The following is a 21438-nucleotide window of genomic DNA, read 5'->3' on the forward strand; positions in this document are numbered from 1 at the left end:
TCTCCTTTTATTTTTTTACTTTCATTTTCTCCGGCTGATCACTTGGGTACGTAGCGTGCATTTTGTTTTCAACGTCCCAACTAATAATTGTCGCACTATCGCGTCCGAATTGATGATGAACATGCTCTAATACATGATGAACAATTTCTTCAAGTTTTATATTATTTCTATTCATATCATTATAAAGATTTGATGGAGTTTCATATCGACGTTCCCCACATTCTAATACCCCATCTGTCACCATTACAATTCGATTATTGCCACTACGCAATTCACGAACTCCTGACGAATAGCACGGAACGGGTAAATCAAATGTGTTAACATTACCAATCCACTCATAAAAATGACGTTGATTCAAAGTATATTGTCCTAGTTTATATAACTCATCATGAAATACATAAACTAAACAATCGCCAATAGATAGCCACCATATGTAATTTTCTTTTCTTACACATAGTAAGCAAGCTGTTTCACCTTTTACTCTTTTGCACTTTTCTTTAAATGATTGTGATTGAAAAATTGTGAGTATATGATTTTCAACAGATCGAAAAACTGTTTCAATTGGTTCTTTCATAATCGTGTTGATATTTTCATATTCTTTTTCGATTGTATTTACTACTAAATCAACACTTTCTGCACTATTATGTCCGTCTAATATAACCGCAAATTCCCAATCACCATTCGACCAAACTAACGCACCATCTTCGTTCTTTTTTGCTCCGGCGCTTATATTCCCGCCATATTTACCGAGCATGATGTCACCATATTGTTTTACTGAAATTTCGTCTAAACACATTTCCCTATTTCCAATCCATGAATTATGTCTATTATTTGTTTTATGCATACTCATTCACCATATACTTTCGTATTCTTTCGCATAGTTTTTTGATTTTCTCTGCGTCTCCATATGGCGCACCAGTCCATTTCGCTACTTCAGTTGGTGACCAAAACTCTTTAGGTGTATTTGGATACCGCGGTATGATGTGCATATGCATATGTGGTACACCATTCCCTGAAACAAAAGTGTAAATATGCTCTGCACCTTCATTTTCCTTTAGTGCTTTACTTACTCTACTTGTTATTAGCCCGAACGCTTTCGCTTCTTCATCTGTTAGTTCAGCAAGGCCAGGTACATGTCTTTTTATATCTATCATTACATAACCAAGGTATGTTTCTTCGCTATCCCAATGGACATGTCCAACGTAAACGAGTTCATCTTCATAAATAGCTCCACCTGGAACTGTAATGTTTCCTTTATGTTTTTTGCAAATAAAGCAGTTTCGTTCTACTTGATTGTTTGTTGACATATTTATCACCATCCTTTTTATATATAATATCATAAAAAAAGGAAAAACAGGATTTATATTCCGAAAATTCATTCTTTTAACGAGGCGATTTTTTAAATAAATTTACAACTCATTATTTCTTCAAAAACGCAATCCCAATTACAATTCCTATCACAATTCCGATTACTAAATTATTAGTAAAATACCATTGAAACACACCGATTACAATCCCTATACCGATACCTATTGCCAAGGCATCATTTCTTTTATTATTTTTAGCCAAAATTGCATCTCCTCCCATCTTTTCTCCCTAAATAACATACATTTACTTGAATGTATTAATATATTCACTATCTCACTTGAATATTTCAAAAAATGTACTTTAACTTCACATATAATATTTTTCATTTTCTGTACATACTCCTTTTATAATGAAAAAATTCAAGTAACCATTGAATATATATAGGCATTTACTATAAGAAAGCTTCTTAATTTATTAAAGGAGGAATGATTTAAATGCATCCTCATTGGAATCCAAATATAAATCAACAATATGTGTATTCCCCCCATCCAGTAAGAAATACAATGCATCCTGATTCACAATATATGATGCAGCGTATTGCAAGTCTTGAAAGTCAGTTAGCGAAACTAATCTCATTAATAGAAGAAAATAATCAATTAATAAAATCAATGGAACAACAGCAAAACCAAGTTTGTGCACCAGCTGGCGGTTCTGTTATTGTTCGTATGTAATCTTTTCAAACAAAAAAACACACTTTGTATAATAAAGTGTGTTTTCTTTTTATCTTCTTTTTTGATGAAATCCTTGTGTAATACGGTCTAATATAATCGCAATGACAACAATAGCTAGTCCGGCTTCAAATCCCATTCCGATATTTACTTGTGTTACAGAGCGGTATACATCAACCCCAAGACCTGGTGCTCCTACAAGAGATGCTGTTACTACCATAGATAAAGAAAGCATAATACTTTGGTTCACTCCAGCCATGATCGTTCCAGTTGCGAGTGGTAATTGTACTTTAAATAGTTTTTGTGATGCTGTGGATCCAAATGCATTCGCTGCTTCAATTAAATCTTCTGGAACTTGTCTAATCCCTAGGTCTGTAAAGCGAATTGTCGGCGGCATTGCAAAGATTACCGATGCAATAATCCCAGGCACTACACCTACTCCAAAAAATGTAATCGCAGGAATAAGATATACAAAAGCCGGCATTGTTTGCATAAAATCTAATGTCGGTTTTAAAAATTTTGAAAAACGTTCATTTTGAGAAGCTAAAATTCCGATTGGGATTCCTACAATGATTGAAATAATAACAGATGTAAGGACGAGTGCTAATGTTTGCATCGTTTGTGCCCAGTAGTTAATATTTAAAATAAATAATAATCCGATGAGCGTAAAAATGACTAAAGATACTTTCCTCGTTGTGTACCAAATGAGGAAACATAAGATAATAATCATCAATACGGCAGGTATTATTGTTAAAAAATTAGTGAGTAAATCAACGAATCCGCCAATAATATAAGAGAATCCTCGGAATAAGCCTTCAAAGTGCTCATATAAACTTGCAACAAATGAATCGACCCATTCGCCTAATGGGATACGTGGTATACTACTCATCGTCTTTCACCTCTTCCTCAATATTACCTGCAAGAGCTTGAATGACACTTTCGCGTTTAATAATTCCTCTTAGCCTTTTCTTCTCATCAATTACTGGTAACGGATATTTCATCTCCGCCATTTTTGCATACGTTTCTTCCAGTAAAGTATCTAAATACACGTGTGGAATATCATTAAGTAATAAATCGGCAATTGGCCACTGTTTTTGAACGGCTTTACTTGCATCATCCGCAGTTAATATACCTAAAAACTCATACTTTTTATTAACAACATATACAGTTGAAACGCCGGCGTTCCTCATAATTTGAAGTGCTACACGAGGTCCACGATCAATTAATAATGTCTCTGGTCGTTTTAATATAGATTCCGCCGTAATTACTTTTCCTAAATTTACGTCCGCCACGAATTTCTCTACAAATTCATTCGCAGGACTCATCATAATTTCTTCCGGCGTTCCAATTTGGACAACCTCTCCATCTTTCATTAATGCAATTCGATCGCCAATTCGAAGCGCTTCATCTAAATCATGCGTAATAAAAATAATTGTTTTTTCCATTTTATCTTGTAACTCTAACAGCTCATCTTGCATTTCTTTTCGTATCAGTGGATCTAACGCACTAAATGACTCATCCATCAATAAAACATCTGGGTCATTCGTTAGTGCCCTTGCGATTCCAACGCGCTGCTGCATACCACCACTAAGTTGACTTGGATAATTATCTTTATGATGATCGAGTCCTACTAACTGTAGCGATTCTAACGCTTTTTTCTCTCGCTCTTCAACTGGAACTCCCTGAATTTCTAACCCGTACGCAACGTTTTGTATCACTGTACGGTGAGGAAATAAAGCGAACTTCTGAAATACCATACTCATTTTCGTTCTTCTTACTCTCCGTAACTCTTCTTTTCCCATCGTTGCGATATCTTCACCATCTATGTATATATGACCTGCGGTTGGTTTAATCAGTTGATTTAACATACGAACTAGTGTAGATTTCCCGCTACCAGACAAACCCATAATAACGAAAATTTCTCCAGAGTATACTTCAAACGTTGCTTTTTTTACACCAACGTTCATTCCTGTCTCTTTTAAAATTTCCGATTTACTTTTTCCTTCTTTTAATAAGGTAAGCGCTTTTTGCGGATGTTTCCCGAATACTTTTGTTACGTTTTCAACACGCACCTTTGTATTATCCATGTCACTACTCCTTTTCTACCCATCTATTCACATAGTGTTGCGATTTTGCAAAGAAATATTACATAAAAATGACATTCATAAGATTTCTTTAAAATTCTCGTTTCCGTTCATAATAAGAATGCTTACTTATACATTTATTTAAAAAGGCAAACGTTCCTTAGGAGGTTTTCAATGAGAAAGAAAATATGGCTTATATGCCTTGCATTATTTATTACTATGATTTTTACCTCGTGTAATGCAACAAATGCAAATTCGAAAGGAAAAATTAAACTAGGTGTAACAAGTTGGAAAGAAAATATTGCAACGGCAAACATGTGGAAAGTTTTATTAGAACAAAAAGGTTACAAAGTTGAGCTTATGTACTTAGAAAAAGCGGCAATTTGGACTGGTGTCGCTCGTGGTGATGTTGATGCTAATTTAGAAGTGTGGCTACCCGTTACGGATAAACCACTAAATAATCGTTATAAAGATGATATTGTCTTAAAATCAAAATGGTATGAAGGAACTGGACTTGGCCTCGTCGTCCCTTCTTATATGAAAAATATTAACAGTATTGAGGATTTAAATGCGCATAAAGATGAGCTAGATAACAAAATTGTCGGAATCGAACCTGGCAGCAGTCTTATGAATTTAACAAATAAAGCAATGAAGGAATATGATATTAAACTAAAACTTGTCCAGTCTTCTGAAGCTGCGATGATGAGTGAACTAAAGAAAGCATATACGAAAAAGAAACCAATCGCTGTCACGCTTTGGAATCCGCATTGGGGCTTTTCGGAATTTGACTTAAAATATTTAAAAGACCCTAAGAAAGTATATGGTGAAAAAGATGACATTTATTACTCTGTTCGTAAAGATTTCGAAAAAGATCATCCGGATATCATAAAATATTTTGACAAATGGAAAATGAATGATGAACAACTTGGTACATTAATGATCGAGTTAAATAAAACGAAAGATCCCGAAGAAGCGGCGCGAAAATGGATTAAAAAGAATCAATCGTTAGTTGATGAATGGATTAAAGATTAAAAAAAAACAGGCCAGAGAATTAGCATATTCTCTAGCCTGTTTTATGTTATTTTTTCTCAACGACCCCATCAACAATCCCATATTCTTTAGCTTCCTCTGCTGTCATAAAATAATCTCTTTCCGTATCATGTGCTATTTTTTCGATTGGCTGTCCTGTTCTGTCAGCAATAATTTTATTAATGTCATGCTTTAATTTCAATATTCTTTTTGCTGTAATTTCGATTTCTGTTGCTTGCCCTTTTACACCGCCAAGTGGCTGATGAATCATGATTTCACTATTAGGAAGCGCAAATCTTTTTCCTTTTGCGCCAGCTAATAGTAAAAGGGCACCAAATGATGCTGCTAAGCCCATACAAAGCGTTTGCACATCCGGTTTAATAAGATTCATTGTATCTAATATTGCAAATCCCGCTGTCGTTGAGCCGCCAGGACTATTAATATACAGGAATATATCTTTCTCCGCGTCTTCCGCTTCTAAAAATAATAATTGCGCTACTACACTGCTCGCAACCTGATCATTAATCTCTGAACCGATTATAATAATACGGTCTTTTAATAACCTTGAATATATATCATAGGAACGCTCTCCTAATTTCGTTTGTTCTACTACATATGGAATTGCATTCATTTTAAATCCCTCCAATAATTGTTATGCCGCGCAAAGCATACAACTGTAGGAAGAAGGGTTTTTCGCATTAAATAATAAGACTGGCTGTTTAGATGGTAACTTAGTAAAATCTATTGTTGGAAGAAGCTTAGTTAACAATTCCGGCCTTTCTTCACGAATAGACGTTACTACAACTTCAATATCCTCTGTGAATTCGACTATCTCAATCCCTTCTTCACTTACAGTTTTCAGCCTATTTCTACTCCGAAATAAAGAAGCTTTCACTGCACCTTCCGATACGGAACATACTTTAGCAATATCAGCGATACTATACTGAAAAACATCCTTTAATAATAAAATTGTGGATTGTTGTACATTTAGTGACGCTAATACTTTCCCTACCATTTCATGCAAATCTGCAATGTTTTCTTGTGGTTCTTCAAAAGTAATTTGTTCCTTTATTTTTTCATGAACTGATTTTGATTTCATCTGATCTATCCAACGGTTTCGAGCTATTTTATATACAAGCGTCATACAAATATCTTTATTACTATATTTTTGAAGAACTTTGCAAATTGTTTCTTGGGCAAGATCTTCGCCGTCCCATTTATTTTTCGTTAAAAATGTACAATACCTTTTCAACTCACCATATTGCTCAATTAAAAAGTTTATATTTGAATGATTCATATCGATATGATTTTTAAAAATACGAGTTACTTTTGTGCACAAAATAACCACTCCTTTTCAGCGCTTACTTAATAAACGATTGATGAAACGAAAAAGTTACGGGGCATTAAAAAAATAATGTTTATGTTCAAGAATTCGCGGTCATAAATATGTTATGTACAATTTTACGTGAGGAGGAACAAATTTGCCAAAATTAACAATTGAAGGTGCAGGAACTTTTGATGTAAAAGAAGGCACAAAGTTAGTATTAGCGATTGAAGACAACGGTATAAACATACTCCATCGTTGCGGCGGAAAAGCACGTTGCACAACTTGTAGAGTAGAAATTATAGCGGGTGATTTTTGTGAAGCGAGTGCGAATGAAAAAAATGCGATGACGGAAAAAGGGATTGAGGATCATTTACGATTATCTTGTCAAATGCGTGTACATAAAGATTTAGTCGTTCGTCCGGTACTTACAGTTGAGAATTCAGGTCTTGATGCTGGACCACGTCCGGCGGAATAAAGCGATGAATCTAAAACAACTCGCAGGTGAATATGCTGCCAACTTTGTAAAAGATGGCATGACAGTTGGGCTTGGCACAGGTTCTACTGTATATTGGACGATACAAAAATTAGGTAAGCGTGTAAAAGAAGGATTATCATTTCAAGCTGTACCGACATCAAAAGAAACGGAAGCTTTAGCTAAACAACTATCAATTCCATTAATCTCCTTAAATGAAATTGATATACTCGATCTCACAATTGATGGAGCAGATGAAATTGATTCAAATTTACAACTTATAAAAGGTGGTGGTGGCGCATTACTTCGCGAGAAAATTGTTGCCACTTCATCCAAGGAACTAATTATAATTGCTGATGAATCGAAGCTAGTAACACATTTAGGTACTTTTCCATTACCTGTTGAAATCATACCTTTTTCATGGAAACAAACCGAAAGTAAAATCCAATCTTTAGGATGGCAAACAACATTACGCTTAAAAAATAATGAAACGTTTATAACCGATAATAATAACATGATTGTCGATTGTATATTCCCTAATCATATACTTACTCCTTCCGATTTACACAAACAATTAAAAATGATTACCGGTGTAGTTGAAACCGGATTGTTTGTTAATATGACTAGTAAGGCGATTATTGGAACAAAAAATGGTATTAAGGAATTATAATGAAAGCTGACTCTTACAGTCAGCTTTTTATATTTTCTCTTTATTACGTAACATTATGATATACTATGAAAACAAAAGCACTTCACACTAGAAAGGACTGAACAAATTGCAATCCAAACTTATAACAGAACTTACAGATTTAGAAACTGCCTTTCACATTCGAAAAGAAGTATTTGTAAAAGAACAAAATGTCCCTCTTGAAGATGAATTCGATATGTTTGATGAAATCGGAGAGAACTGTATACATATTTTAGTTTATTATAATGAAATTCCTGTAGGTACAGGTCGTATACGATTTGTTGACAGCGCAGGAAAATTAGAACGCATTTGTATTTTAAAAGACTATCGAAAATATGGATTAGGAAAAGTAATCATTCAAGCCTTGGAAGAAATTGCTCGCAACAAAGATGCTACAAAAGTAAAATTACATGGTCAAACACAAGCTGAGGGATTTTATAAAAAACTAGGTTATCAAACTTCTTCTGATGTATTTATGGAAGATGGTATTCCACACATACTTATGACGAAAATGTTATCATTATAAAAAGGGCGGTATATGAAACTACTTTCTGTATTCATATACTACCCTTTTTTATTAATAGAAAAGTGAATTTTCAAGATTTCCTTTTGCATCAAAGCCCATTATCTATTAGTTCATACCTGGGTAAAGCTTATACTGTTTTCCATAATGATAAGGCATAAATCCAGTTTGGATCCCCATTTCCTTTATAACTCTGGACTGCTTCATAAATTTTTCCCTCGTGTAGAACTCTATCGCCCTTTTCATATGCTTTCTTTGCATCCCACGCTTCATATGAAACGCTTTCAGTTTTTGTAGTAATTGTGAATATATCACTCTGTACAGATTCATTTTCAGCTACATCAACAGCTTTCACTACATATTTATAAGTAGTATTAGGGAGTAAATTTTTATCCATATAAGAAGTCGTATTGGATGTTGCAATCTTTTTCATTAATCCTTCTGTTTCTCTATAAATATCGTAATGGTCTACACCAATATTATCGTCAGAAGGACTCCACATTAGATCCACACTTGACGCTGTTGTTCCCATACTATGTAATCCTTTTGGTTGTGTTGGTGCTTCTGTATCAGGAGCCTCAACTGTTGTTTTCACTGTAAGCGCTGTACTTTCTTTCGATACATTGCCAGCTACATCAATTGCTTTTACAGTATAAGAATATTCTGTACTTGGTTGTAATTTCTTATCAATAAAATGAGTGCCTGGTACTGTATCAATCATCTCTCCGTTACGGAAGATTTGATATCCTTTTACCCCTACATTATCCGTAGAAGCATTCCATGCTAGTTCTATACTATTCGCTGTTACTTTTTGTGCCTGAATTCCATTTGGAATACTTGGAGCTTCTGTATCTGGTTTTACATCATTGATGAGATTAACATCAATGACATTATAGAATGCATTTGCTGTATCAGCTACATCCCATACTGCTAAAATCACATGATACCCACTTCTATCAGTAGGTACATTAATTTTGTGAGTTAAATGATTTGAGGCTGCAGAGCCATCATGTTGTACAGTTCCAATTGGTTCAAAATCTGCTCTTGTGAGCGCTTTATTTGGATTCCATCCTTTTTTGGTAATATAGTAATGCCATTTGCTCGTTAAGTGAGGCGCTGTATACTTCCAAGTAAATGTATTTTCTCCACCAGTGATTGTATTTTTAAACCAACGATTGGCTGTTTGTTGATCTAAAATACCACCAAATTTACCACCTGCAGAAGCAATTTGCCCATCAACTGGGCCACCTTGCGGGAAACCTTTTGGAGCTTCTAAACTTTGTGGTTCATACATAACGCTTCCGCAGTTTACATTTAGTGCACCATAGGTTGGACTACATAAAGCAGATCGGCTGCCAGGCTTTTCAACAAAACCGTGCGCGTATGCGTTTTGAGGAATAAGTGTCGTGCCAATAATTCCAGCTGTTAATGCAACAGCTCCTAGACTTTTTTTGTTCATTTTCATGTTTTGTAGTTGTTTTATAAATCGATTATTCATGTTCCTGTCCCCTTCTTGTTATACTTCGTAGTGTAATGTGGGCTTTGATGTAAAAGAATAACAAGAGACAATCTTATTTCGTGTATGCGTAAATATGCATACACCGTCGTAAAGAAACATTTCATTTCTTGTGATATATTTCACTTACCGAATATATCATGACATAGAAATCACCTAAACGTGTGCAGAAGTTGTGCAGAAACAGTGAAATTACTACTAAAACGTAAAACTACATCCTAAATTTATAAAGTAAAAGTAAGCAATAGAAATTGCAGTACTTGTAATGGAAAATTTTAGGTATATATATATATATATATATATATGAATTGCACCAAGTCGTCTTGAAACCCTTCATCGTTAACTTAAAACGCATGGCAATGTGAAATCACATTATTTTAAAACAACGTGCCATCTCCATTTTCCATATATCTTTCTATCAATACTTTGAAATTACTTATCAGTTGTAAACATTTCCGAATCCGTCAATATAGTTTCATAAAACTTATCATATTCTTCACAGTATTGGATTTTTAATTTTTCTATTAAACTTGTATCTGGTGAAATAATGTCAATAACGTCTGTACTTATATACAATAAATAAGTATCGTTATAAAAAGAAATATACGCTTGCTGACCACCATTAACGGCATACTTGCAATACTTATATACTTCATCTTCATGTACACCTTTAATCGTAGTAAATATGATTGTACTTTCAAGATCATCAACGTCTACTTTCGTTTCTGCCCAATTCTTAATCTTCATGAACCTTCCAATTTTTGTTTTCTCATTTATTCTCTTACTTTTACCATATGTTATGTAACCGGAAATAAATGAAACATCAATTGTATCAGGACTTTTAAAAAGTTCAGTCAAAATCCCTCTTAACCCTCTCAAATTACCCTCAAATAATTCTATATCGAATCTAATTCTATTTTTCGCCTCCACTTGAAAAAATGGTGTAGCTGTCATGTCAGAAAAATTTACATCTAGTATTTTCATTCTTTCCATTTCATCAATTCCTCGCTTCATATAACATAAAAGTGTCTATATCATTTAATATAGACACCCTTTCACATGTATAGTTTTAATAACAGCCTGTAAATTTAAAAATTTCATCAACTGCTTGCTTATACCCACCTGATTTTCGAAAAGACTCCTTCAAATTCAAAGCAGCTTCTTTATATGAAGATTTATTTAATACAAGTTCTACACTTTCACGAAGTTGTTCCTCAGTTAATTCTTTCATCGACAACTTAACCCCAGCTCCGAGATTCTCTACTTGCTTGGCGATAACTGGCTGATCTGCACTTTGCGGAATTACAATAAGCGGAATCCCGTTATATAGTCCTTCATGTGTACTGTTCATCCCGCCGTGTGTAATAAATAACTTTGTATATGTAAGTAGTTTTGTTTGTGGTACATAATTTTTCACAATGAAGTTTTTAGGAATATTACCTAAATCACTTATTTTCGTTTTATTACCAATTGACATAACAATAGTATGATCACTATTCTCGAACGCCTTCATACATAGTTTATAAAAATCAAGCGCTTCATTAAAAACAGTACCTAGTGAAATGTAAATCGCGCTGTTTTCTTCAATTGAAGTGTAATCAAAACCTTCATTTTTCACTTGTGTAGAGATAGATGGACCCACAAATTTGAATGTTTCATTAAATGTACCCCCAAAAGGTTGGAACTCCTTAATTGTATACACAATAGTGAGTGGTGCTGGGTTACAAAAAACTTCGTACGGTGAGTTTATTTCAACACTATATTTTTCTGCAATTCCTTTTGTTAAGGTTTGAAAATCATTATGTATTCTATCTTGAATTTCCAGTGGGATATTTTTAGACATGTGGTCTAACATTTGTTCAAATGATTTTTCATCCTGTGCAAAGGATGTACAAGAATTTATTGCTGGAAGCTTTAAAATTTGAGCAATTATACGACCGCAGCCAAACATCGAATCGTGAATGATGTAATCAAAATGTTCGCCTTCAATTTGATCAAGAACACCTGGTATAATAACATCTGCTGTATATAAAAGACCATTTATTCTTTCTGGTAAATAATTTCGGCCACCAGAGAGAAAAGCTTTTATAAATTTTTGATCATCAATTGTCCGTACCGTCGCACCTGTCTTCTCAATTCGCTCTCTGAAAGCTTCTATTGAAAAATAAACGATCTCTTCACCGCGTGAAACTAATTCTTCTACAACTTGCAACGTTGGATTTATATGACCTTCTGATCCTGTATTAATGAATAACACACGTGCCACTTTAAACACTCCTTACGTCAAATCTTTTCTATACTGTTAAGAATATGGTTACTCTCCAAAATCTTTGTTATATATAACATGCTTTTATTAAATTGATCTTGCAAGCCTAAACCCAAGATCATCTATATGAAATGTTGGATGGCTACGCCGGCGACAAGTCGCACCGCAACCTCTAGCTGCTTCAGCCCAGCTACCACCTCGAAAAATTCGGTATGATCCATATACCTTTTCATCATACAAATCATAGCACCATTCCCAAACGTTTCCTAACATATCATACAGTCCCCATGCATTCGGTTCTTTTTTTCCGACCTCATGAATATGTCCATCTGAATTTTCATTATACCAGGCAATCTCTTTCAGTTCTCCATATATGTATCCAGTAGTTCCTGCTTTACATGCATACTGCCACTCTGCTTCTGAAGGTAATCGGTAGCCAGTTGAATCTAAATTACAACTAACAATTTGACCACCGTCACTAATAGAATAATATTCTTTTAATCCCGCTTTTTTTGAAAGTAAATTACAAATCATAATGGCATCATTCCATGAGATATTTACAGCTGGTTTATTTTTATCTTTCAATAAACTTGGTTTATTATCCACAATAGCATCATATAATTCCATCGTTACAACATACTTTGCAAGAAGAAACGGTTTAACTTGAACTTGCCATTGTTTTTTTATTCGATCATCTCTTAATTCTACTTTTCCTGCTGGAATTTTCACCATATTAGAATCAACCGGGCCAATGAATCTATTCAATCCTATCCCCCCATGTTACTTCTTTTTATAATTTAACTATCTATGGTATCGTACTTCTCTAAAAATTGTCTTACTTCATTTGAAGATTTTAAAATAATAACCTCTTTTTCCTTACTCAATTGATTTAGCCTTTTTAAAATTGAAGGCCGTTTTGTTTTAGGATATTCCCATATCCATTTAAAAAATTGCAAATCAAATCTTTCTTCACATCCAGCACCCATATCCGGTCTTGTTTTATTCCGATATTGTACAATCCTTTTAAAAGCACGATAAACACATATTGTTCTATGAATATCAAGTAAGATAATTGTATCAGCTGCGTTCATTCTTATGTCCATTGTCCCGCCATAATTCCCATCAATAATCCACTCATCTTCTTTAACTAATTCATTTTGAACCTTTCTTTGCTCTTCTTTCGGTACACCTTCCCAATTCGGTTTCCAAAAAAGTGCATCAAGATGATGCACTTTAATATTTAGTTTATTTCCTAGCTGTTTTGCTAATGTAGATTTTCCTGAACCACCAGAACCTATTAATATAATTTTTTTCATAAATACCCCTTTTTACATCTTTTATTCCTTCCTTAACATAAACTCACAAAACATTCCAATTCCAACACCAATTGTATAAGCAACTAAATCACTCCACAAAAACCCGTAACCTAATACGAGTCCACCTAAAGTCGTTGCACGAATGCTATCTATCCATTCAGCATGATACAATTGGCTCACTTCAATCCCGTAGCAAAATAGCAAACTAATAAAAGCTAATTTCTTCGTTTCTGTTTTAGGAAATAAAAATCCAAATCCAGTAAAAATCATCAATGCCCATAAAGCGTCGCCTAAGTACTCGTTTAATAAATGAGGTAACGCAAAAGCTAACTTTCTTGAGCTAAGACCTAAAATAATTACAACGATAGTAAACAGTGCATATAATAATCTATTTCGTTTCGTATTCATATCAAAATCTCCTAATATGTAATTTAAAACTGTAAATAGCTAGTAAAATATAATTATTTTACTAGCTATTTTTTAATGGCTTTCATAATAAGAAAATGTGGATTTGTATTTAAATAATGATATGACTTTTCGTTTACTTCTTTCATCTTTTCAACAGGCCTCGGTTCTACCATTTTATCTAGCACAAAATAATTTGTTGTTTCATTAATTACATCTTGGAGTGACCTTCTAAAAAAGCTAACTTCTATTGTAATAGTTGGTTTAACCCAAGTATCTACTAATAATTGTTTTTCGAAATAATTTTCACTAGTAAACTTTGTAAAATCCATAAAGGGATGATGAATGGAGTATATAAATTCTCCACCCGGCTTCAATACGCGACGAAACTCCTGAAATACTATATTCCAATTTTCCAAGTAATGAAGCGTTAACGAACTTACAATAACATCAAAAGTATTATCTTCAAATGGCAATACTTCTTGCAAGTCATGACAAAGAAACGTTGCTTTATCGCCTGTACTTTCCTTTGCAGCTTTTACCATTTCAGAACTTACGTCAATTGCAGTAACATATGCTCCACTTTTTACAAATTGAGAAGTATACCATCCAGCTGCACATCCAGCATCTAGTATACTCTTTCCTCCTAATTTCTTTGGAATTATCTCCATCATCGCTGGTCTTTCATAATAGCTATTATATGGATTTGCCACATCTACATTTTCTTTATATGTACTTGCTAATTTATCATATGTATCTTTGATCGTGTCTTTCAATATATCCACCCCTCATACATATTAATCTAATAATTCTTGCTGTTTTTTCTTTGTAAATGACTGTAGAACTAAATCATATGACCAATCAATCATCTTATGAATTTGCTCCTGCTCTACATCCTTATGTATATAAACTGTATTCCAATGTTTTTTATTCATATGATAGCCTGGAATGATTGCATCTGGATAATCGTCTCTTATTCTTATTGCAAGTTCTGGATCACATTTTAATGTAATTGCCGCTTTTTCTCCTTCTTCATGGCTTACTATCGCAAATATTTTATTGTTGAGCCTCATACATGTTGCATTCCAACCATCTGGTGAATCTTCTGTCGCTTTTCTTTTCGATAAACAATATATTCTTGTTGCATTCATTCTAATTCACACCTCTTATTCTTTCCCTATTTGATTACGATGCATCACAATTTGCTTCGTCGTTTGAAATTGCTGTTCACCGTCAACTACCCCACTGAGATAAAGCATTTCAGTGGGGGCTTGAGTTAGAACGCTAGGTCTTTTCGTCTATCACTAGACAGTTGACTCTCTAGCATTCATGCCACCTTATGGTAACACCCCAATTATGTTTTTGGTTGGTACTAGCAACGAACGATTGTTTTCCCACTCGCACCACTCTTTCGAAAAAGAGCAGTTCTTCCTTTTGGAAGAAGCCACCACTCAGATGAATCCGGCGTGTGCTACAAGCCCCGACAAGTCGAGTACACATGGATGGTTGACGCACCCACTAAGCTATGCACGAAGCAACAGCCTTACGTTTTTGTACTTCTAATAGAATCGGCGTTTTCACTTTGAGATTGACATCCAATTCTACAACTTTTGATTTTTCCAATGTATTCAGCGCACCATTAATATCAGCGTGAATACATTTCCCTGATTTACTTTGGTACAGACCACGAGTGATTCGTTTGCCACTAAAGCGATAATGGGTCCTATCATCCTTAGACCAAACCGGAACCGGATCTTTATCCAGAAAACTAGCTTTAGAAGTATAGCTTTCTTCTTGTTTTAAAAATCGGATGCCTTCTTTTACACATTTATTCTCAATTGCCGCGATCAGTTTATGAAATGGGATTTGAACAAATTGTTGATTATTCTTTTTGCCCATATCAGATTTTTGTTTCCAACCAGCGTTATACCCTACGACAACCGTATCTATGTTACATGCTTTCACTTTTTTAAATAACAGGCCTACAGTTTGTGAAATATAACCGTTTATTTGTCTTTCCCGTTTATGCCAAAGTGCAGCCATTTGATTCGTTACAACACGTTTTGAAATTCCATTTTCTACATTTTTCCGCCCTAGATTACGTATCATTTTGTTGAAGTACTGGTTAATGGATTTTAATTTTTTTCCATCAATTAAGAATGTATCACCTGTATTTGTTGCACAACTTACTAATCTATCTACACCTAAATCGCAACTCAAAGCGTTACTAGTAGTCGTGGGTTGTTTCTTCATTTGAGAAACGTGCATTTCATATGTGTAATGCACCTCAAAGAACCGACCTTTTTGCTTCGGTACAATCTCAATGTAGGAGATTTTTTTATTTCTCAAGTTTTTAGGCATACGTATTTGAATGGAACCGAATTTTTTCCTGAATGCAACACTCATCGGAATCATCCAATACCCGTTATCATCCACTTTTGGAACTTGATAGATTTCAATGATTCGTTTGTCCGTTGAGCGAGAATAATTTGGAAACTTAGGACGACCTGTGAACTTCTCAGGATTTTCCTTCCACTGTTCCATTGCTTTAAAAAAGCTTTTTACTTCTGCATTTAAGGCTCTACGAATCGCTTGAGCAGAGTTTGATTGAATGCCCGAGTAGTTTATATCGGTTTGCATGGCAGTGTCCACTTCTTTTACAGTAGCCATCTTGTTATGATTCAAATAACTTTGTTTAATCGTGTACAATCCAATATTTCGCAATGCTTTTGAACTATGTGACATGCGTTGCAGTAAACGAAATTCTTTTGCAGTAAGGCAAGCTCGTCCAATATTTTGTTTCTGCGTGAATCGTTGTATGGTTTCTCTTTTCTTTTGTTTACGTAATACTTTCACTGCTTTCTTTCTAGTCATTGTTTTCACCACCTTTCTTAAAGAATTAACTTATTAATTCCTTTTGGTGCAAGTAACCGAATGATTATGATTATCCAATTTCGTTATCTTATGATATATTCCCTCCTTATCTAATGGCAGATTGTATCGTAAGACAAAAAGAAACAAATATTTCCCCTGGGAACATTGTTATGAACGCAATTCATCACCACCTGAATTGTTGGGTTTCACCCGTAGCACAAATCATATGGAATCTTCTTGCCGAAAAGGATAAAACGATAGAATCCAGCTTGTTATGAAAACCTACATAAGATTAATTTATAATATCGATTTTACAATTGCAATCGTTACTCTTCTTTTCACATTCTTTATATTAAATATACAGAATAAAAGAAAACCAGTGAATAAAATAACAAAAGCATTTCTCACATACTATTTAACTATTAAAGCTTGAATTTATTTCAAGAACTGGTAAAGTTAATTAGGTAAAAAATACATAAAGTGAGGCGATTTTTTGAAAAAGTTTAGTTTTTTACTAACAGCATTTGTCATAATCTTATCGTTATGCATCCCTAGTTTTACAAGTGCTAAAGCTTTTCCAGATGTCCAATCTAATCATTGGGCAATTAAAGAAATTAACTATTTATCGGATAAAGGTATTATTAATGGTACTCCAGAAGGATATTTTAAGCCAGGCGATCATGTAACGCGTGGGCAAATGGCTTTAATGCTAGATTTATCCTTAAAATTAGAAAAACCATCTAGTTATAATCATATTTTTTCTGATGTAACTAAAGGTATCTATTATTACGATTCTGTACATAAGTTAGCACACAACAATATTGTACAACGTGAAAAAAATTACTTCCCGGATCGTTCATTATCTCGTGCAGAAATGGCAGTAGTTCTTGTTAAAACTTTTGATTTGAAACCTACAGGTGCCGATGTCAATTTCCCTGATGTTCCATCTAATCACTGGGGATACAATTATGTCAAAATTTTAGCTCAAAATAATATCACTGCTGGATTTCCTGATGGTACATTTGGCCCCGATGTCAAAGTAACTCGTGAGCAATTCGCTGCATTCTTAGCTCGTGTATTAGAACCAAATTTCCGTCCAGCTCTTCCTAAACCTAAAGGTAACGTAGAGATTCATTATATTGATGTCGGACAAGGTGATGCTACTTTTATTAAGTCCCCAAGTGGAGAAACTATCCTTATTGACGCTGGTAATAACGGAAAAGGTAAAGTAGTAGCAAACTATCTAAAAGGATTAGGATATCAAACTATTGATTATATGATCGCTACTCATCCTGATGCTGATCATGTAGGTGGATTAGATGAAGTCCTATATTCTATGAATGTAAAAAACGTTTACGCCCCTAAAGTAAGTCATACGACACAAACGTTTAAAGACTTCCTAACTGCAGTAGCTAACAAAGGATTAACAATTAAAGAGGCGAAATCTGGAGTAACTTTACCAATCAACGGTTTAAACTCACAATTTTTAGCTCCCGTTAAAGAATATAGTAACGATCTAAATGAGTGGAGTGCGGTATTAAAAATAACACACGGTAGCAAATCCTTCTTATTCACAGGTGATGCTGAATCTAAAAGTGAGAAAGATATGGTTGCAACACATGGTTCTAACCTAAAATCAGATGTATTAAAACCAGGTCATCACGGAAGTAAGACTTCTTCTTCTCAGCCATTTTTAGATGCAGTGAAACCAAGTATCGCTGTGATTAGTGCAGGTGCAGGTAACCGCTATGGCCATCCTACGCAGGAAACTTTAGCAAAGTTAAATGCAATGTCTGTTAAGGTATATAGAACAGATTTAAATGGTACTGTAGTTATTAATAGTGATGGTTCAAATATTTCTGTAAGAACGGAGAGATAATTATGAAAAAGGGTATTATTGACCGTTTTGAAGGCGAACTAGCAGTTATTGAAGTGAATAACGTAACAATTGATGTACCTAAATCCAAACTCCCTTCCACTGCAAAAGAAGGTGATGTTCTTATAATCAAGGATGATAAGTATACAATTGATAAGGACGAAACAGATAAAAGAAGACGTGAAATCCAAGATTTAATGAATAAGCTATTTGAATAGAAAAAAAGAGCCCTCCAACAGGACGGCTCTTTTTTTGCACAAATAGTAGCTTTTTATTATTTAACTTCATACCACCAACCTTTCCGATCAAGCCAACCTTTCATACCGTTTAATTGCGCATCGCTAGTTGGATCAGAAATAAAATACGTTAAGCCATCTGATTGTAAAATGAAAGTCGCAGTCATTTTTACTGATGTTAAAGCCGTCATAGCTTCAGGAGCCTCATATGGTGAAAAGGCACCCGATTGGATAACATTTTGTTTAGAGACTTGAGCTTGTACATTTTCTTGTTTAGGTACTGCTCCAGTAAACCAGGAAAGTGGCTTATTTCCTATCAATTGGTTTAAATCACATTTACCGATACCAGGTACATTACCAGTCTCAGTGTATTGCCAAATATCACAAGGATATGCTGGTTTATTGCCGCCATATCGAGGAATCCATACAAAATCACTTTTTACGTTCGCCATACCGAAAGGCTCATATACATGATGACCAACATATAAACCAACTTTCTTAGCACCTAATCGACGTAATTCATCAATAAAAGTTTGTGCACCGGCCCTCATATCATCCATTGTTTTTACTTCTACATCAGCCACCCAAACTGTAGCGCTCTTATCACCACGATTCCAAAAATCTTGTGCTTCCTTCTTCGCATCAGCAATTGAAATAAAGCGACAGAATGCATAGTTACCAAATGGAATATTTCTAGTTTTCATTGCTTGGACATAATTTTTATATAAAGGATCTACATAATTTGATCCATCTTGTACCCTAGCGATTACGAAATCTAGTTGTGGACCGGCTACATCCCAGTTAATGTTACCGTTCCATTTTGAAATATCTACAATATAACCCATTGCTTAACACCTCCTTTATTAGTATTATATTCAGAGCTCGTCTTATTGCTCTTCTGCTCCTATGAATTCAACAGCTCTTGTTAGAAAGAAAACTATACTACAAGTGTCTTCTACAAAGACAGTAACTCATTTTCAATAAAAAAGAAAATCATAGTTATACGAATCGTACTATTTGTTCCCAACAGTGCATCAGCTTGAGTAGTTGCTATAAACAAAAAAATAGCATCACCTTGTTTGGTGATGCCTTTAACATCCAATTTCCTTCTAGAACACGGAAACTAACTATAACCTCTTCTCTAAAAAGTGTTGACTATGTCCTTTAGGATGATCTTCAACAACACCATATTCTCGGTAGCCATGCTTTTTATAAAAATCTGGCGCTTGAAAACTAAATGAATCTAATAATATTAATCTACACCCTTTTTCCTTCGCAATGTCTTCGATTTTATGTAACAATTGACTGCCATAACCATCATGACGAACTGTTTCATCAACCCATAAAAAATCTATATGAAGATGATAAAAATACATCGTTCCTGTTACTCCACCAAATATTTTTCCATCCTCACCTTTTACTACGAAACTTACTTGCTCCATCGGCTGTTTTGCTTCATCTGTTAAAATCGACATGTTATATTGAATTACTTTATTTTTTATGTATTCTCCTTCAGCTCTAGTACCATTCTCTATGCGTTTCATATATTTCTTCCTTTCAACTTAGTAAGCTACCTTTAATTTTTACTTTTCCTTTTTAAAATACTAATAAACACGAATCCACCATAAGTAACAAAGCATGAAAAACCAATTATCCCTGGCACAGAGACATAACCTGTTCTTATATAACTAATAACGGCAAAACAAGCGATAGATAATAAAATAGATGGCCAAAATATAAGAGCTGTTTTTCTTCGTCTCTCTTTCGATGTACTTTCTTTCTCTTCAGAAACACGTGTGCCAAAAAGCAATACAATACAAATAAGTATCGCTGCAAAGTAAATCGTATCTATTGACAGAGTATGATCGTAAATCGCGATTCCAACTTCCAAAGCGATAATTGTTAAAATTAATATAATGATTGTTGATGTCTTTAAGTTTCTTTTCAACCTCTCACCCCTTGCCACTTTTACTGCTGATGCTAAAGGAACATGCAGTTCATTATTATAGGAGTAATTATATTATCATATTTTTTTGAGTACACAACCACTCCAAGTTGACCACATTGTATTTCTTTCATTTTTTTATATCATCGTTTGCATATTCATACCTGTTTTTATATTGTTTTATCGTCTTCTCAAAATTCGATATAGAATATAAAAAACCTTTTTTGTTACATGATATTTATGCATACAATAAAAAAGATAGCATGAAATTTCCTCATGCTACCTTTATAAAATAAATATTACGCATAACGCAAACACCTACTCTTCCGTAGGCTTTTTAGGACCATTAAGCTCCAATTGATAAAAAGCTAAATCTAACCACCTATTAAACTTATAACCGGCCTTCTTTATTGTCCCCGCATGAACAAATCCATAGTTTTCATGTAAGGCAATGCTTTTCTCATTTTCTGCATCAATTCCAGCAATTAAGGTCATATATTCCCTTTCTTTTGCAACTGTGATTAATGCCTTCATTAAAGAAGTTCCTATCTTATTTTTTCTATATTCCTTATGAACATACACAGAATGCTCAATTGAATATTTATAGGCAGGCCAAGCTCTAAACGGCCCGAATGTCGCAAATCCTACTACTTTATTATCTAGTTCGTATACAAAAATCGGATAGCCATCAGCCTTTTTTTGTTCATACCAATCTATTCTATTTTCAAGGGTTACAGGTTTATACGTATATACGGCTGTTGTATACAGTATGGCATCATTATAAATATCTAAAATATATGTTATATCTTTTTCCGTTGCTTCCCTTATCATAGTTTTCTTCCTTT

28 protein-coding genes are annotated in these 21438 nt (G+C 34.2%); 7 read left to right on the top strand and 21 right to left on the bottom strand.

Features of this window, described 5'->3' with window-relative positions; genetic code table 11:
* Positions 1 to 7 precede the first annotated feature (7 nt).
* The 3 genes from KZZ19_RS13470 to KZZ19_RS13480 are packed head-to-tail and all read right to left on the bottom strand — an operon-like array spanning position 8 to position 1587.
* A complete protein-coding gene (locus tag KZZ19_RS13470; RefSeq protein ID WP_237980335.1) occupies positions 8 to 844 on the bottom strand; it encodes a PP2C family serine/threonine-protein phosphatase in 837 nt (278 codons plus the stop codon).
* Complete coding sequence (locus KZZ19_RS13475) at positions 837 to 1379, bottom strand: HIT family protein (RefSeq protein WP_237980333.1); 543 nt, start codon at positions 1377 to 1379, stop codon at positions 837 to 839. Before KZZ19_RS13475 ends, KZZ19_RS13470 begins: the two co-directional genes overlap by 8 nt.
* Positions 1380 to 1419: 40 nt before the next feature.
* Complete coding sequence (locus KZZ19_RS13480; protein ID WP_237980331.1) at positions 1420 to 1587, bottom strand: septum formation initiator; 168 nt, start codon at positions 1585 to 1587, stop codon at positions 1420 to 1422.
* A 215-nt stretch (positions 1588 to 1802) separates the two neighbouring features.
* On the opposite strand from KZZ19_RS13480, the gene KZZ19_RS13485 reads away from it, so the two are divergent.
* Positions 1803 to 2039 carry a hypothetical protein gene (locus tag KZZ19_RS13485; RefSeq protein ID WP_237980329.1) on the top strand — a complete coding sequence of 79 codons (237 nt, stop codon included), beginning with the start codon at positions 1803 to 1805 and terminating at the stop codon, positions 2037 to 2039.
* Between the two features lie 49 nt (positions 2040 to 2088).
* Here KZZ19_RS13485 and KZZ19_RS13490 read toward each other — a convergent pair whose 3' ends face one another.
* Positions 2089 to 2925, bottom strand: a complete 837-nt coding sequence (locus tag KZZ19_RS13490) for an ABC transporter permease (protein WP_237980327.1) — start codon at positions 2923 to 2925, stop codon at positions 2089 to 2091.
* Complete coding sequence (locus KZZ19_RS13495; protein ID WP_088096620.1) at positions 2918 to 4123, bottom strand: quaternary amine ABC transporter ATP-binding protein; 1206 nt, start codon at positions 4121 to 4123, stop codon at positions 2918 to 2920. Before KZZ19_RS13495 ends, KZZ19_RS13490 begins: the two co-directional genes overlap by 8 nt.
* 171 nt (positions 4124 to 4294) lie before the next feature.
* Here KZZ19_RS13495 and KZZ19_RS13500 point away from each other — a divergent pair, with 171 nt between their 5' ends.
* Positions 4295 to 5152 carry a glycine betaine ABC transporter substrate-binding protein gene (locus tag KZZ19_RS13500; protein WP_237980325.1) on the top strand — a complete coding sequence of 286 codons (858 nt, stop codon included), beginning with the start codon at positions 4295 to 4297 and terminating at the stop codon, positions 5150 to 5152.
* A gap of 46 nt (positions 5153 to 5198) precedes the next feature.
* On the opposite strand, the gene clpP is transcribed toward KZZ19_RS13500, so the two are convergent.
* Positions 5199 to 5780, bottom strand: coding sequence for an ATP-dependent Clp endopeptidase proteolytic subunit ClpP (clpP, locus tag KZZ19_RS13505; protein WP_001992188.1), 582 nt, complete (start codon positions 5778 to 5780; stop codon positions 5199 to 5201).
* Between the two features lie 21 nt (positions 5781 to 5801).
* The gene (locus KZZ19_RS13510) at positions 5802 to 6488 is read right to left on the bottom strand and encodes an RNA polymerase subunit sigma-70 (RefSeq protein WP_237980323.1); all 687 of its coding nucleotides are present in this window, start codon (positions 6486 to 6488) and stop codon (positions 5802 to 5804) included.
* A 142-nt stretch (positions 6489 to 6630) separates the two neighbouring features.
* Here KZZ19_RS13510 and KZZ19_RS13515 point away from each other — a divergent pair, with 142 nt between their 5' ends.
* The 3 genes from KZZ19_RS13515 to KZZ19_RS13525 all read left to right on the top strand — a co-directional run bounded on the left by KZZ19_RS13515 (position 6631) and on the right by KZZ19_RS13525 (position 8162).
* On the top strand, positions 6631 to 6951 hold the full coding sequence (locus KZZ19_RS13515) for a 2Fe-2S iron-sulfur cluster-binding protein (protein WP_088096624.1): 321 nt from the start codon (positions 6631 to 6633) through the stop codon (positions 6949 to 6951).
* Between the two features lie 4 nt (positions 6952 to 6955).
* Positions 6956 to 7618 (top strand): ribose 5-phosphate isomerase A, encoded by a 663-nt coding sequence (gene rpiA / locus KZZ19_RS13520; protein WP_237980322.1) that lies wholly within the window; start codon positions 6956 to 6958, stop codon positions 7616 to 7618.
* Positions 7619 to 7724: 106 nt separating this feature from the next.
* Positions 7725 to 8162: a GNAT family N-acetyltransferase gene (locus KZZ19_RS13525; RefSeq protein ID WP_237980320.1), complete on the top strand. Its 438-nt coding sequence runs from the start codon at positions 7725 to 7727 to the stop codon at positions 8160 to 8162.
* A 127-nt stretch (positions 8163 to 8289) separates the two neighbouring features.
* Here the strand turns inward: KZZ19_RS13525 and KZZ19_RS13530 are convergent, their stop codons facing one another.
* The 9 genes from KZZ19_RS13530 to KZZ19_RS13570 all read right to left on the bottom strand — a co-directional run bounded on the left by KZZ19_RS13530 (position 8290) and on the right by KZZ19_RS13570 (position 16536).
* Complete coding sequence (locus KZZ19_RS13530; protein ID WP_237980318.1) at positions 8290 to 9657, bottom strand: lytic polysaccharide monooxygenase; 1368 nt, start codon at positions 9655 to 9657, stop codon at positions 8290 to 8292.
* Positions 9658 to 10107: 450 nt separating this feature from the next.
* Positions 10108 to 10668, bottom strand: coding sequence for a phosphatase (locus KZZ19_RS13535; protein ID WP_237980317.1), 561 nt, complete (start codon positions 10666 to 10668; stop codon positions 10108 to 10110).
* A gap of 76 nt (positions 10669 to 10744) precedes the next feature.
* Entirely contained in the window at positions 10745 to 11941 is a 1197-nt protein-coding gene (locus tag KZZ19_RS13540) for a macrolide family glycosyltransferase (RefSeq protein ID WP_237980315.1), read from the bottom strand.
* 87 nt (positions 11942 to 12028) lie between these two features.
* Positions 12029 to 12673, bottom strand: coding sequence for a formylglycine-generating enzyme family protein (locus KZZ19_RS13545; RefSeq protein WP_088096936.1), 645 nt, complete (start codon positions 12671 to 12673; stop codon positions 12029 to 12031).
* Between the two features lie 65 nt (positions 12674 to 12738).
* Positions 12739 to 13257 carry a DNA topology modulation protein gene (locus tag KZZ19_RS13550; protein ID WP_098342065.1) on the bottom strand — a complete coding sequence of 173 codons (519 nt, stop codon included), beginning with the start codon at positions 13255 to 13257 and terminating at the stop codon, positions 12739 to 12741.
* Between the two features lie 21 nt (positions 13258 to 13278).
* Positions 13279 to 13665, bottom strand: coding sequence for a DUF2809 domain-containing protein (locus tag KZZ19_RS13555; RefSeq protein ID WP_237980313.1), 387 nt, complete (start codon positions 13663 to 13665; stop codon positions 13279 to 13281).
* 65 nt (positions 13666 to 13730) lie between these two features.
* Positions 13731 to 14438 carry a class I SAM-dependent methyltransferase gene (locus tag KZZ19_RS13560; protein ID WP_237980311.1) on the bottom strand — a complete coding sequence of 236 codons (708 nt, stop codon included), beginning with the start codon at positions 14436 to 14438 and terminating at the stop codon, positions 13731 to 13733.
* Between the two features lie 21 nt (positions 14439 to 14459).
* Entirely contained in the window at positions 14460 to 14813 is a 354-nt protein-coding gene (locus KZZ19_RS13565; RefSeq protein ID WP_237980309.1) for an MmcQ/YjbR family DNA-binding protein, read from the bottom strand.
* A 367-nt stretch (positions 14814 to 15180) separates the two neighbouring features.
* Complete coding sequence (locus KZZ19_RS13570; protein ID WP_237980307.1) at positions 15181 to 16536, bottom strand: RNA-guided endonuclease TnpB family protein; 1356 nt, start codon at positions 16534 to 16536, stop codon at positions 15181 to 15183.
* A gap of 493 nt (positions 16537 to 17029) precedes the next feature.
* Here KZZ19_RS13570 and KZZ19_RS13575 point away from each other — a divergent pair, with 493 nt between their 5' ends.
* Positions 17030 to 18415, top strand: a complete 1386-nt coding sequence (locus KZZ19_RS13575; protein WP_237980306.1) for an S-layer homology domain-containing protein — start codon at positions 17030 to 17032, stop codon at positions 18413 to 18415.
* A 2-nt stretch (positions 18416 to 18417) separates the two neighbouring features.
* Entirely contained in the window at positions 18418 to 18630 is a 213-nt protein-coding gene (locus KZZ19_RS13580; protein ID WP_237980304.1) for a DUF3006 domain-containing protein, read from the top strand.
* Positions 18631 to 18686: 56 nt separating this feature from the next.
* Here the strand turns inward: KZZ19_RS13580 and KZZ19_RS13585 are convergent, their stop codons facing one another.
* The 5 genes from KZZ19_RS13585 to KZZ19_RS13600 all read right to left on the bottom strand — a co-directional run bounded on the left by KZZ19_RS13585 (position 18687) and on the right by KZZ19_RS13600 (position 21424).
* The gene (locus KZZ19_RS13585; RefSeq protein ID WP_237980302.1) at positions 18687 to 19493 is read right to left on the bottom strand and encodes a GH25 family lysozyme; all 807 of its coding nucleotides are present in this window, start codon (positions 19491 to 19493) and stop codon (positions 18687 to 18689) included.
* Positions 19494 to 19603: 110 nt separating this feature from the next.
* Positions 19604 to 19750 carry a phage holin family protein gene (locus tag KZZ19_RS31180; protein ID WP_432442715.1) on the bottom strand — a complete coding sequence of 49 codons (147 nt, stop codon included), beginning with the start codon at positions 19748 to 19750 and terminating at the stop codon, positions 19604 to 19606.
* Between the two features lie 25 nt (positions 19751 to 19775).
* Entirely contained in the window at positions 19776 to 20192 is a 417-nt protein-coding gene (locus tag KZZ19_RS13590) for a GNAT family N-acetyltransferase (RefSeq protein ID WP_237980299.1), read from the bottom strand.
* Between the two features lie 32 nt (positions 20193 to 20224).
* Positions 20225 to 20596: a hypothetical protein gene (locus tag KZZ19_RS13595; RefSeq protein ID WP_016087548.1), complete on the bottom strand. Its 372-nt coding sequence runs from the start codon at positions 20594 to 20596 to the stop codon at positions 20225 to 20227.
* Positions 20597 to 20911: 315 nt separating this feature from the next.
* Positions 20912 to 21424 (bottom strand): GNAT family N-acetyltransferase, encoded by a 513-nt coding sequence (locus KZZ19_RS13600; protein WP_088096637.1) that lies wholly within the window; start codon positions 21422 to 21424, stop codon positions 20912 to 20914.
* Positions 21425 to 21438: the final 14 nt, after the last annotated feature.

It is taken from the genome of Bacillus thuringiensis, from assembly GCF_022095615.2.
GTDB lineage: Bacteria > Bacillota > Bacilli > Bacillales > Bacillaceae_G > Bacillus_A > Bacillus_A cereus_AG.